Annotated in this window: 12 protein-coding genes and 1 other RNA gene; 8 read left to right on the top strand and 5 right to left on the bottom strand. The window is 66.3% G+C overall.

Translation table 11 applies throughout. The features are described 5' to 3' along the window. Window positions 1-74: 74 nt before the first annotated feature. Window positions 75-1721, bottom strand: coding sequence for a chaperonin GroEL (groL, locus tag AC3XQU_RS00690; protein WP_489872202.1), 1647 nt, complete (start codon window positions 1719-1721; stop codon window positions 75-77). A 42-nt stretch (window positions 1722-1763) separates the two neighbouring features. Continuing rightward, window positions 1764-2054, bottom strand: a complete 291-nt coding sequence (gene groES / locus AC3XQU_RS00685; RefSeq protein ID WP_091872698.1) for a co-chaperone GroES — start codon at window positions 2052-2054, stop codon at window positions 1764-1766. Between the two features lie 363 nt (window positions 2055-2417). On the opposite strand from groES, the gene AC3XQU_RS00680 reads away from it, so the two are divergent. From AC3XQU_RS00680 to AC3XQU_RS00660, 5 genes are all read left to right on the top strand, one after another. After that, window positions 2418-2696 carry a hypothetical protein gene (locus tag AC3XQU_RS00680; protein WP_489872201.1) on the top strand — a complete coding sequence of 93 codons (279 nt, stop codon included), beginning with the start codon at window positions 2418-2420 and terminating at the stop codon, window positions 2694-2696. Further along, window positions 2693-3004 carry a cell division protein ZapA gene (locus tag AC3XQU_RS00675; RefSeq protein WP_489872200.1) on the top strand — a complete coding sequence of 104 codons (312 nt, stop codon included), beginning with the start codon at window positions 2693-2695 and terminating at the stop codon, window positions 3002-3004. The genes AC3XQU_RS00680 and AC3XQU_RS00675 overlap by 4 nt, the downstream gene beginning before the upstream one ends. Window positions 3005-3048: 44 nt before the next feature. Then, window positions 3049-3230: non-coding RNA, 6S RNA (gene ssrS, locus AC3XQU_RS00670), on the top strand. A 93-nt stretch (window positions 3231-3323) separates the two neighbouring features. After that, complete coding sequence (locus AC3XQU_RS00665; RefSeq protein WP_489872199.1) at window positions 3324-3794, top strand: EVE domain-containing protein; 471 nt, start codon at window positions 3324-3326, stop codon at window positions 3792-3794. After that, on the top strand, window positions 3794-4597 hold the full coding sequence (locus AC3XQU_RS00660) for a sulfite exporter TauE/SafE family protein (RefSeq protein WP_489872198.1): 804 nt from the start codon (window positions 3794-3796) through the stop codon (window positions 4595-4597). The genes AC3XQU_RS00665 and AC3XQU_RS00660 overlap by 1 nt, the downstream gene beginning before the upstream one ends. On the opposite strand, the gene AC3XQU_RS00655 is transcribed toward AC3XQU_RS00660, so the two are convergent. The 3 genes from AC3XQU_RS00655 to AC3XQU_RS00645 are packed head-to-tail and all read right to left on the bottom strand — an operon-like array spanning window position 4598 to window position 8522. After that, window positions 4598-6805, bottom strand: a complete 2208-nt coding sequence (locus tag AC3XQU_RS00655; RefSeq protein ID WP_489872197.1) for a xanthine dehydrogenase family protein molybdopterin-binding subunit — start codon at window positions 6803-6805, stop codon at window positions 4598-4600. Then, window positions 6802-7293 (bottom strand): (2Fe-2S)-binding protein, encoded by a 492-nt coding sequence (locus AC3XQU_RS00650; protein ID WP_489872196.1) that lies wholly within the window; start codon window positions 7291-7293, stop codon window positions 6802-6804. Before AC3XQU_RS00650 ends, AC3XQU_RS00655 begins: the two co-directional genes overlap by 4 nt. Beyond that, on the bottom strand, window positions 7290-8522 hold the full coding sequence (locus AC3XQU_RS00645; protein WP_489872195.1) for a c-type cytochrome: 1233 nt from the start codon (window positions 8520-8522) through the stop codon (window positions 7290-7292). Before AC3XQU_RS00645 ends, AC3XQU_RS00650 begins: the two co-directional genes overlap by 4 nt. A 354-nt stretch (window positions 8523-8876) precedes the next feature. Here AC3XQU_RS00645 and AC3XQU_RS00640 point away from each other — a divergent pair, with 354 nt between their 5' ends. From AC3XQU_RS00640 to AC3XQU_RS00630, 3 genes are all read left to right on the top strand, one after another. Next, window positions 8877-9971: an acyltransferase family protein gene (locus tag AC3XQU_RS00640; protein WP_489872194.1), complete on the top strand. Its 1095-nt coding sequence runs from the start codon at window positions 8877-8879 to the stop codon at window positions 9969-9971. A gap of 61 nt (window positions 9972-10032) precedes the next feature. Next, window positions 10033-10380, top strand: a complete 348-nt coding sequence (locus AC3XQU_RS00635; protein WP_489872193.1) for a hypothetical protein — start codon at window positions 10033-10035, stop codon at window positions 10378-10380. A gap of 104 nt (window positions 10381-10484) precedes the next feature. After that, window positions 10485-12653 (top strand): hybrid sensor histidine kinase/response regulator, encoded by a 2169-nt coding sequence (locus AC3XQU_RS00630; RefSeq protein WP_489872192.1) that lies wholly within the window; start codon window positions 10485-10487, stop codon window positions 12651-12653.

Raw genomic sequence — 12653 nt, 5'->3', positions numbered from 1 at the left:
AAGCCTGCAAGGCGCGAACCTTGCAGGCTTTTCGAAGGGGTGGCGCCGGACAAGTCCGGCGCCGAACCGCACAATTACATCATGCCGTCCATGCCGCCCATGCCGCCCATGCCACCCATGCCGCCCATGCCGCCGGCTGGCTTGTCTTCCGCCAGTTCCGAGACCATGCAGTCGGTGGTCAGCATCAGGCCGGCGATCGACGCTGCGTTCTGCAGTGCCGAGCGGGTGACCTTGGCTGGATCCAGCACGCCCATTTCGACCATGTCGCCGTAGGTGCCGTTGGCGGCGTTGTAGCCGTAGTTGCCGGTGCCTGCCAGGACGGCGGCCACGACCACCGATGGCTCGTCGCCGGCGTTCTGGACGATCATGCGCAGCGGCTCTTCCATGGCGCGCAAGACGATCTTGATGCCTGCGTCCTGGTCAGGGTTGTCGCCCTTGATGTTGATCGAAGCGCGTGCGCGCAGCAGGGCAACGCCGCCGCCTGGCACGATGCCTTCTTCGACCGCAGCGCGGGTAGCGTGCAGTGCGTCTTCGACGCGGGCCTTCTTCTCTTTCATCTCGACTTCGGTAGCTGCACCGACGCGGATCACGGCAACGCCGCCGGCCAGCTTGGCCACGCGTTCCTGCAGCTTTTCGCGGTCGTAGTCCGAGGTCGCTTCTTCGATCTGGATACGCACCATCTTGACGCGTGCCTCGATGTTTTCAGCGGCGCCGGCGCCGTCGATGATGATGGTGTTTTCCTTGCCCACTTCGACGCGCTTGGCCTGGCCCAGTTCGTTCAGCGTGACCTTTTCCAGGGTCAGGCCGACTTCTTCGGCGATGACCTGGCCGCCGGTCAGGACAGCGATGTCTTCCAGCATGGCCTTGCGGCGGTCGCCGAAGCCCGGGGCCTTGACGGCGACGGTTTTCAGGATGCCGCGGATGTTGTTGACGACCAGGGTCGCCAGCGCTTCGCCTTCGATGTCTTCGGCGACGATCACCAGCGGACGGCCGGCTTTCGCGACCTGTTCCAGTACCGGCAGCAGGTCACGGATGTTCGAGATCTTCTTGTCGCACAGCAGGATGAACGGGTTCTCGTGAACGGCGACCTGCTTGTCCGGGTTGTTGATGAAGTAAGGCGACAGGTAGCCGCGGTCGAACTGCATGCCTTCCACGATGTCCAGCTCGTCGTTCAGCGACTTGCCGTCTTCGACGGTGATGACGCCTTCCTTGCCGACTTTTTCCATTGCTTCTGCAATGCGCTCGCCGATCGAGGTTTCCGAGTTGGCCGAGATGGCGCCGACCTGGGCGATCTCTTTCGAGGTGGTGGTCGGCTTGGCGATCTTCTTCAGTTCTTCGACGGTGGCGGCGACGGCCTTGTCGATGCCGCGCTTGAGGTCCATCGGGTTCATGCCGGCGGCAACGAACTTCATGCCTTCGCGGACGATGGCCTGGGCCAGCACGGTCGCGGTGGTGGTGCCGTCACCGGCGTTGTCGCTGGTCTTGGAAGCGACTTCCTTGACCATCTGCGCGCCCATGTTCATCAGCTTGTCTTTAAGTTCGATCTCTTTCGCGACCGAGACGCCGTCCTTGGTCACGGTCGGCGAGCCGAACGAGCGCTCGAGCACGACGTTGCGGCCTTTCGGGCCCAGGGTGACTTTGACTGCGTTGGCGAGGATGTTGACGCCTTCGACCATTTTGGCGCGCGCTGCGTCGCCGAAGATTACTTCTTTAGCTGCCATGTGTAGTGCTCCGAATGAGTTCGTGAATGAATGCGGGTTCGATTACAGGGCCACGACGGCCATGATGTCTTCTTCGCGCATGACCAGCAGTTCCTGGCCATCGACCTTGACGGCCTGGCCCGAGTATTTGCCGAACAGGACGCGGTCGCCGACCTTCACTTCGAGCGCGCGCAACTGGCCGTTGTCCTGCACCTTGCCGTTGCCGACGGCGAGGATTTCGCCCTGGTCCGGCTTCTCGGCGGCCGCATCAGGGATGATCAGGCCGGATGCGGTCTTGGTTTCCTGGTCGAGACGCTTCACGATTACGCGATCGTGCAAAGGACGAAGGTTCATGCAAAACTCCTTGTTTTTCAGTGGTTTGACTAGCTACTTGACGCCGCCGCTCACAGGCGTCGGCTTGGAATGAGTAACATCGGTTGTTAGCACTCTCTAGTAACGAGTGCTAACGAGAGCTAATTATAGGGACGATAACCCCCTATTTCAAGGCTCAATGTGAAGCTGATAACCGATTAGTTTGCGAAATCGCAATTTAATAGCCGGCTAAGTCATGACGAGTGTGGTGTCGCAGACAACAGGCGGGCAGGGTACACTGGATGCCGTGCCGGTGCCGCACGCCTCGCGGAAGGCTTGTTTACGCTCGCGCAGGGTGCATGCATTCCGGTTGACTGAAAAACCATCCCGGACCTATAGTGTCGAATGATTTCCGAATTCCAAGACCTCTCCGACAAAATTGACCGGCTCGCCCAGCTGACCCAGTCCTTGCGTGCCGAGAACTACCTGCTGCGCCAGGCCAACAGCCTGCTGAGCGCCGAAAACCTCGCCTTCAAGGAGCGCCTGCAGCTGGCCCAAAGCCGCGTCGAAGCGCTGCTCGAGCAGTTCCCGGCGCCCGAAGCCGAGCCTGATGCGGACGACGGCGACGCCGCCGAAGAGGGCAGCGCCGCCGGCGCCGTACACGACAGCGAGGCTACCCAATGATCCATCTCGATTGCAGCATCATGGGCCAGTCCTACCGCCTGGCCTGCCGCGAAGGCGAAGAGCGTACGCTGCGCGAAGCCGTCCACTACCTCGATGGCAAGATGTGCGCGCTGCGCGACTCCGGCAAGGTCAAGGGCACCGACCGCATCGCCGTGATGGCGGCGCTGAGCGTGGCCGCCGAATTCCTGTCGGTGAAGTCGCCGCAAGGGCCGCTCTCGGACATGTCCATCCTCGAAGTCAAGCAAAAGCTCGAAGCGATGCACACGGTGCTCGACGGCGCCTTGTCGCCGCAGGAAAATCTGTCCTAGGCCTGAATTCGTTTGACATGGGCGTCCAGCGTAGTAAACTGGCGCCTACCCTGCGGTGTTCGAGATTTGCCATATATTCCTTGAACCATTCTTTCGCATAGGTTGTGGAACAATGCTTGGTGGGCGCGATCGTCACTAGTTTGACGAACCCGAAATTGAGCTGACTGCGACCACCTTGAGCCTTTTGGTTCGGGATGCCGGCAATAACGGCACAGGCGGGGCTACACACACGAGCGGTTGCGCACCTTGGTACGCAGCCGCTTTTTTTTGCGCGTGCGTCGGTCACGACCCGCGCGCGTTGTTGTTCGAGGGAGGCGCGGTGCGCTATTGGTTGATGAAATCCGAGCCGGACGAAGTCAGTTTCGACGACGTGCTGGCCGCGCCCGGGCGGACGGTGGCCTGGTACGGCGTGCGTAACTACCAGGCGCGCAACTTCATGCGCGACGCGATGAGCGTCGGCGACGGCATCCTGTTCTACCACTCCAGTTGCGCGGTGCCCGGCGTGGCCGGCATCGCCGAAGTGGCCAGCAGCCCGTATCCGGATGCGACCCAGTTCGACGCCGGCTCGCATTACCACGACCCGAAAGCCACGCCGGAACAGCCACGCTGGATCTCGGTCGACGTGCGCGCCATCGAAGCGGGGCGCTACCTGCCCCTGAGCGAGATGCGCGCCATGCCTGCGCTGGACGAGATGGTGCTGCTGCAGAAGGGCAGCCGCCTGTCGATCTCGCCGGTTACGCAGGCCCAGTGGAACACCATCACGGCCTGGCTCAGGAAAGGGAAGCGCTGATGGACTTCCAGCTTATCCTGGCGCTGCTGGCCATGGGCGCCTTCGGCGGCTTCGCGGCCGGCCTGCTCGGCATCGGCGGGGGCATGGTCCTGGTGCCCTTCATCACGATGATCTTCACCGCGCGCGGCTTTGCTCCAGAACTCGTCATCCACATGGCGATCGCCACTTCGCTCGCCACCATCCTGTTTACCTCGATGTCCTCGGTGCGCACCCACCACCAGCACGGCGCGGTGCTGTGGCCCGTGGTGAAGCTGCTGGCGCCGGGCATCCTGGTCGGCTCCTGGATCGGGCCCTGGATCGGCAAGCAGATGGATGCTTCCATGCTGGCGCTGTTCTTCGGCGTCTTCGTGGCCTTCTCCGCGACCCAGATGCTGGTCGGGAAAAAGCCGGCGGCCGCGCGCGAGCTGCCCGGCAAACCCGGCATGTTCGCGGCGGGCGGCGTGATCGGCACCCTGTCGGGCATCGTCGGCGCGGGCGGCGGCTTCGTGTCGGTGCCCTTCATGACCTGGTGCGGCGTGCGCATCCACAATGCGGTGGCCACCAGCGCCGCGCTGGGCTTTCCGATCGCGCTGGCGGGCACCGTCTCGAACATCTACCACGGCTGGGGCGAGCCCGGGCTGCCCGACCACGCGCTGGGCTTCATCTACCTGCCGGCGCTGGCCATCATCGCGCTGGCCAGCGTGAGCATGGCGCCGCTGGGCGCACGCACCGCGCACAAGATGCCGGTGCGACGGCTGCAGAAGATCTTCGCGGTGATCCTGTACACGCTGGCGGCCTACATGTTCTGGAAGGCGTTCAACTGATTACTTCGCCTTGCCCGCCAGGGCGCGCATGCGTGCGCGGTTGAGCGGCAGGTCGCGCACCCGCCTGCCGCAGGCCTGGGCCACCGCATTGGCCAGCGCGGCGGCGGCCGGGCCCTGCGCGGCTTCGCCGGTGCCCAGGAAGGGCTGGCCGGGACGGTCCAGCAGGTGCACCTCGACACGGGCGGGCACGCCATCGAAGCGCAGGATCGGATAGCTGGCCCAGTCCCTGGTCAGCACGTCGCGGGCGTCGAAGCGCACCTGCTCGAGCAGGGTCCAGCTGGCCGACTGCAGGATGCCGCCCTCGATCTGGTTGCGCACCCCGTCCGGGCTGACGATCTCGCCGCAATCGACCGCGGCCACCGCGCGCGTGATGCGCACCAGGCCAGTGTCCAGGGCCACCTCGGTTTCCAGCGCGATGGCGCAATAGGCCGCCAGGTTTTTATAACGGGCAAAGGCGAAGCCGCGGCCGCGGCCCGCGCTCTTCCGGTACCCATCCCAGCCGAACTTGGCGGCGGCCAGTTTCACCACCTCGATCGCGCGCGGGTCGGCCAGGTGGCGCAGGCGGAAGGCGACCGGGTCGGCTTGTGCTGCGCGCGCCAGTTCGTCCATGAAGCTCTCGATGGCGAATACGTTGCAATAGGCGCCGAGCGAGCGCAGGGCCGAAGTGCGGAAAGGGCTTGCCGGCTGATGATGGTGGATCACGCGTGCATTGGGCAGCACGTAATAGGGAATCGCATTGCGGTCGCCGCCCCCTTGCGGCTGCGGGATCGGTTTGGGTTCCGGCGGCGTGAACGGCCGCGCCAGGTGCGTGGCGGCCAGCAGGTTGCCGGCCTTGCCCGGGCGCGTATTGTGCGCGCCGCTCCAGACCTCGTACTGCCAGTCGGCGATGCGCCCGGCGCCATCCAGGGTCGCCTGCACCTGGGCCACCATTGCCGGGCCGTAGGGCTCCCAGGCATGCTCTTCCTCGCGCATCCACTGCACCCGCACCGGGCTGCCGGGGAAGGCGCGCGCCAGCAGGATCGCATCGGCGGCCGCGTCGTCGGCGCCATTGTGGCCATAGCAGCCGGAACCTTCCATGTGCACGCAGCGGATCGCCTCCTCGGGCGCGCCGAGCAGTTCGGCCAGCGCCGCGCGCAGCGGGAACACGCCCTGCGAGTGGGTCCATACCGTGTAGCGGCCGTTGTCGAGCTGCGCGACGGCGCACGAAGGCCCGAGCGAAGCGTGCAGCTGGTAGGGGCGGGTATAGGTGGCGCGCAGGGTCTGGCCGGCGGCGCCCGGTGCGCCGCGCGCATGCACCTGCTGCGGCTGCGCGGGAAGGCTGCGCACCAGCGCCGCCACGTCGTCGCTGGCGGGCAGCACGGCCGGGCTCTCCCAGCGCGCCGCCCGGCCCAGGGCGGCGGCAGCCTTCACCGCGCGCCACTCCTCGTCGGCGACCACCGCGAGAAAACGGCCGTCGCGCACGACCTCGAGCACGCCGGGCAGGGCCATCACCTGCCGCGTATCGACCGCGAGCAGCCGCGCCGATGGCGAGGGCGGGCGCACCACGCGCGCATGCACCATGCCGGGCAGGCGCAGGTCGTGCACGTAGGCGAGTTCGCCTTTGAGCTTGCCGGGGATGTCGACCCGCGGCAGCGACACGCCCGCATGGCGCGCCGCGCCCTGCGCACGCGGATGCAGGGCGGCGGTGGCGCGCACATGCTGCTGGCCGTCGGCCACCAGTTCGCCGAAGCTGACGCGGCGCCCGTCGGGCGCGCGGAACACGCTGTTGGTCTGTACCAGCGCGCCCGCCGGCACGGCCAGGCGCGTGGCTGCCCTGGCAAGCAGCAGGGCGCGCACCTGGCTGGCTGCATGGCGCAGCGCCGTGCCGCTGTCCTGCATCGAATGGCTGCCGGCGGTATAGCCTTCGTCGGGCGTGCGGTCGGTGTCGGCGGTGACCAGTTCCAGGCGTCCCGGATCGATCTGCAATTCGTGCGCGGCCACCTGCAGCAGGGCGGTGCGGATGCCCTGGCCCAGTTCGGCCTTGCCGGTGAAGACGGTGACGCGGTTGTCGGCGCCGACCCGGATCCAGGCATCGAGCCAGGGCGTCTTGTCCAGGCTCCCCGGCAACTTGCCGCCTTGTGCATGGCAAGGCAGTGCGAAGGAGAACACCAGGCCGCCGCCTGCGACCAGGAAGCGGCGCCGCGCCTTGTCGTGGGGAAGGCCGTTCATCGCTTCTTGCGCACCGGCTGGGTCGCCAGCACGTCGGCGGCGCGCCGTACCGCGCGCAGGATGCGCAGGTGGGTGCCGCAGCGGCACAGGTTCGGCTGCATCCAGGCGCGGATCTGCTCGTCGCTCGGCGCCGGCACCTGCTCGAACAGCGCCGTGGCGCGCATGATCATGCCGGCGATGCAGTAGCCGCATTGCGCCGCCTGCTCGTCGATGAAGGCTTGCTGCAGCACCACGCTGGGCACCCAGCGGCTGCCGGGCGACTCCACCGTGCGCACGGCGCGCGCGCCCACCAGCGCCACCGGCAGCACGCAGGACATCACCGGCGCCTTGTCGAGCATCACGGTGCAGGAACCGCATTGCCCCAGACCGCAGCCGAACTTGGCGCCATTGAGTTTCAGGTCGTTGCGCAGCACGTAGAGCAGCGGCGTGTCCGGGTCGACATCGACCGTGTGCGGCTTGCCGTTGACCTGCAGGCGGTAGGTGGTCATGGTTGCCTGGCTTTCCGGACGCTGTCCTCGAGGTCGGGCCAGGGCGCGGCTCCGGCGCCATGGCGCCGCAGGTAGGCGGCCAGTGCGGTGAGCTGGGCGTCGTCGAGCATCGCGCCGAAACCCGGCATGAAGCGGCCCGGCTCGCCCGGCGGCGGCGCGACGCCTTCGCGGACCAGGTGGAGCAGGTTGCGCGGATCCGGGTTGTACAGCGCGATGGCCTGCTGCAGCGGCAAGGCGGCGCCAGAGCCGGCGCCGCGCCCGGCATCGTGGCAGCGCGCGCAGGCCATCGCATAGACTTCGTAACCGAGGCGCATCTGCGCCGCATTTTCTCCGGCGGGGGGCGGCACGGGCAGGCTGCCCGTTGCCGGGGGCGTGCGCGCAGGCGCCTGCGCCAGCAAACCGTGAAGGTAGGTAGCGACAGCGGCGACGTCGCGCTGATCGGCCTGGCCCAGGCTGACGACGACCTCCTGCATCGGCCCGGCCGCGATCGCGTGGCCCGGTGCGATGCCGGTGCGCAGGTACTCCACCAAATGCTCACGGGTCCAGGGCAGGGGCGAGGGCGAGCGCCGGTTCAGCGCAGGCGCGTGCCAGTTCCCGGACTCTCCGCCATCGAGCCGGCGCGCCAGGTCCGGACCGCCCAGCAGCGTGCGCGGCGTATGGCAGGCGCCGCAGTGGGCCAGCGCGTCGGCGACGTAGGCGCCGCGGTTCCACTCGGGCGACTGGCGCGGGTCGGCCTGCCATGGAGCGTCGTCGAGGTAGAGCAGGTTCCAGAAAGCGAGCAGCGGCCGGAAGCCGAATGGGAAGCGCATGTCGTTCTCGCGCGCTGGAGCGGCGATTGCCGGCCGCGTCATCGTATAGGCGTAGAGCGCGCGGATATCGTCCTGCGCCAGCCGGGCGTAATGGTTGTAGGGGAAGGCGGGGTAGAGCAGGTGGCCGTCGCGCGAGACGCCGCGGCGCATCGCGCGCGTGAACGCTTCTTCGCTCCAGCCCTGGATGCCGGTGCGGGCGTCCGGCGTGATGTTGGTGCTGTAAACGGTGCCGAAGGGCGTCTTGATCGCCAGGCCGCCGGCGAAGGGCCTGGCGGGGTCACTGGTGTGGCAGGCGGCGCACATGCCCAGCCGCGCCAGGTTGGCGCCGCGTTCGACCAGGGCGGTGTCGAAGCGGGCGGGTGCAGCCTGTAGCTGCAGTGCCGGGCGCCCTGTGAACAGGAAGGCGAGCACGAGCAGCACCAGCGTTGCCAGTACAAGTCCCGATCGGAATCGCTTCGCGCGCGATGGCGGTTTTACTTGTTTCACATTCTCAATTCTATCGAACACGCTATTCTGCTCAATATAGATAAAATAACATGACTTAATTGCAATGCATCCGCAGACTCAAGCCAGCACGTCTGGGCCAGCAAAGCAATGTGCCCAACCGAGCGTGAGGCAGAAAGAAGCCTTGCCCTTGGTGCAGAGTGGACATGCAGGTGGAGAGGGCTGACTGGATGCTGCCCGCATGGCTGGAGTAACAACGTTGCATACCTTGGGTGCAGTCCCTTGTATTGAGACACCTTTACACAATTTGGAGCCTTGCCGGCTACGACTATGAACCGCGAAACATCCCTTTACCTCGATCTCGTCCGGTTTAGCGCATCGATGGTCGTATTCCTTGGTCATTTGTCCGGCAAGCGTTTCACCGATGGCTTGTTCTGGAAATTCAGTGACTTCATGGACGATGCGGTGATCATGTTTTTTGTCCTGTCGGGATTCGTCATTGCATATGTCATGGCCAGGCGCCAATCGGATATTGCCTCCTTCGCAATCGCTCGGGCTGCAAGGATCTATTCGGTCGCGCTCCCCGCCTTATTGCTGACTTTTCTGTTCGACACCGTGGGCAAGATGGTATCACCTGAGTTGTATTCGGCAAGCTGGGGCTATCAGGACAGCGAGCCTGTGCGGCAATTCATATCGGGCGTACTTTTCATCAATCAGACCTGGTTTGCACCGATCTCCATCGGCTCCATGCTTCCATACTGGTCGCTGTCGTTCGAAGTCTGGTATTACATCCTGTTTGCAGTCATTTACTTCCTGCGTGGTAAAACCCGCTTGCTGACAGCCTTGCTGGTTTGCTGCATCGTGGGCTCGAAAATTCTCGTCCTGTTTCCACTGTGGCTGCTCGGTTATGCCGCCTATCGTTACGCTACCCGGGGAGTGGTACGACCGGAGCTTGGCTTGATGCTGCTTGCGATATCGGTAGGCGGGTACAGCATCTACCATCTTTATGGCCGGACCTGGCTTGCGGCACTACCGTCGCCGGTCGACTATGCCGGCCACGAGCTCTATGCACGCTATGTGGTCGGAATATTATTCGCCGCGAATCTGATTGGATTCGTGTGGGCTTCAAAGATTCTGGGAGGCTTCCTGACCCCCATGGAAAGGCCGATACAATGGTTTGCAGGCGCAACATTTACGATTTACCTGCTGCATCTGCCGGTTGCCCAGTTATTGACGGCGATCGTGCCCTGGCCGCCCTCGGACTGGCGTACCCGCTTCACGATGTTGGTAGGAACCTTCATCATCATGTTAATCATCGCAGAGTTTACTGAGCGCAGGAAAGCGTTCTGGCAAAACGGCATCACGCGTATTTATGCCGTGTTTGCTCGATATCGGCCCCGGAAAGCGATCGGCGCGGCCGTGTGAAAAAAGCGGGCGACGCGTGCGCGATTCGTGACACCGGCGCAGCGGTGGTATGCTTGCCCCCATGACTACCGATTCCGACATTGAACTGTCCGGCGCCTTCCAGGCCAAGGACAGCAACGGCCGTACCCTGGACGTCAAAGCGATCCGCATCTTCGACGAGGGTTACGGGATCATCGACGTGTACGTGGACTTCAAGGTCCAGCTCGACCCGGGCGCCTATAAAGACACGGTGCTGACCAAGGCCATCGTCGAGCGCCTGCGCTCGCTCGGCTACAAGGGACCGGACTTCGGCCACAGCGATCCGGGCCTGCAGGAAAGCCGCGTGATCGTGCTGGAAGCGCCGGAAGAATTCGCGGCCTTCGCCAAGAGCCGCGGCTGGAAGAACCTCGCGGAAGAATTCGACGAATAAGCTGGCGGCGGCCGTTCCCTGCCTTCTTCGGCCAGCTTCGTCATCAATTCCGGCGGTTCCGGCCCATCCATGCCTATAATGTCTTTTTGACAGACGGGCATTCCATGCTGCTGCTGCGCCAGGGCTCCACCGTTTCGCTCCGGCGCCTGCTGGTGCTGCTGACCGCAGTGGGCCTGCTGCCGCTGGCGCTGATGGGCGTCTGGGGCCTGCACCTCGTCAGCGAATACCAGCAGCGCGAACAGCAACGGTCCCTGCTCGACCTGGCGCGCGCGCTGTCGAGCGCCGTCGACGCGGAGCTCGACGGGGCGGCATCGACCCTCACCAGCATGGCGCGCACGCCCGCGATGGAAGTGGGCGACCTGCGCGGCTTCTACGACATCGCCCGCACCCAGGCGGCGGCCCAGCCGGCATGGCGGACCGTGATCCTCACCGACGCCGGCGGCGCCATCCTGTTCCGTACCGCCGCGCCCTTCGGCAGCGCCGGCGGCGCCATCGCCGATCCGGCCAGCCTGCGGCGGGCACTGAGCAGCCGCACCCCGGTCGCCGGGGACATCGCCGTCGGTCCGCGCGGCGCCGCCGCCTTCCCGGTGCGGGTACCCATCACCGACAAGGCGGGCCGCCGCTACATCCTCACCGCCGTCATCCAGCCGGACCGCATGCTGCGCGTGATCGAGCGCCAGAAGGTGCCGCCCAACTCGGTGATCGCCATCCTCGACGGCGCCGGCCACATCGTCGCGCGCTCTGCCGGCCAGGACAAGGCGGTCGGCAGGCAGCCGCATCCTTCGCTGCTGCGCCTGATGCGCGATGGCGGTCCGGAAGCGGTGGGCCAGACCACCTCGCACAAGGGCGCGCCGGTCGATGCCGCCTATACCCGCTCGCGCTACGGATGGGCGGTGGCGGTCGGCATCCCCACCTCGGCGATGGCGCGCGCCTCGCTGCCCGGCATCGTGCTGTACGCCTCGGGGCTGGCGGCGTCGCTGCTGGCCTGCGCCCTGATCGCCACCTTCCTGTCCGGACGTATCGTGCGTTCCTTCCGCAGCCTGCAGCAGGGCAGCACCGACCTGGGCGCGGGCCTGCCGGTGGCGGTGGCGCCCTCGCGCATCACCGAGATCGACCAGATGGGAGGCGCGCTGCAGGACGCCGCCGCGCAGCGCGACGCACACGAGCAAGAGCGTTCGCGGCTATTGGCGTCGCTCGAGCAGGCTCTGCTCGACAGCCGCGACGCCGGCCGGGTCAAGGACGAATTCCTCGCCATGCTCGGACACGAATTGCGCAACCCGCTCAGCCCCATCGTGGCCTCGCTCGACCTGATGGACCTGCGCAACGAAGCCTCGAGCCAGCGCGAGCGCAGCATCCTGCGGCGCCAGGTCAATCACCTCAAGCGCCTGGTGGACGACCTGCTCGACGTCTCGCGCATCACCAGCGGCAAGCTGCGGATCGAGCTGCGGCCCGTGAACCTGGCCGAGGTGGTGCGCCAGGTGGTGGCGAGCTTCCCCGGTGCGCCGATCGAGGCATCGGTGCCGCAAGACGCCTGGGTGCAGGGCGACGACAGCCGCCTGACGCAGGTGCTCAACAACCTGCTGTCGAATGCGGCGCGCTTCGGAAAGGACAGCACCCGCGTGGCGCTGACCGTCGACGGCGCCAGCGCGCACCTGGCCGTGTGCGACCGCGGCGTGGGCATGAGCCGCGCGATGCTCGGGCGCGTATTCGATCCCTTCTTCCAGGCCCCGCAGCCGCTGGCGCGCCATACCGGCGGGCTGGGACTGGGCCTGGCGATCGTGCGCCGGATCGTCGAGCTGCATGGCGGGACGGTGGCCGCCACCAGCGAAGGGGAGGGCAAGGGCAGCTGCTTCACGGTGGTGCTGCCGCTCGGCGCCATGGCGGCGCCCGGCGAGGATGCGGCGCAGGCGCCGCAAGGAAGCGGCCTGCGCGTGCTATTGGTGGACGACAATGCCGATGCGGCGGCTGCCACCTGCGCGCTGCTGGAACACCTGGGGCACGTCGTGCGAGTCACCGGAACGGGCGCCGAGGCAATCGTGGAGGCGGGCCGCCACGCGCTCGACGTGGCCGTACTCGACATCGGCTTGCCCGACATGGACGGCTACGCGCTGGCGGCGCGCCTGCGCGAACGGTGGCCGGCGCTGCGGCTGGTGGCGCTCACCGGTTATGGCCAGCAGGCCGACGTGGCGCAGGCCGCCGGCGCAGGCTTCGCCCTGCACCTGACCAAGCCGGCCACGCTGGAAGAGCTGCAGCGGGCGCTGGCGCCCGCCTAG

Source organism: Telluria sp. AZSoR62 (assembly GCF_058111565.1).
This window is presented reverse-complemented; position numbering and strand designations above follow the sequence as displayed.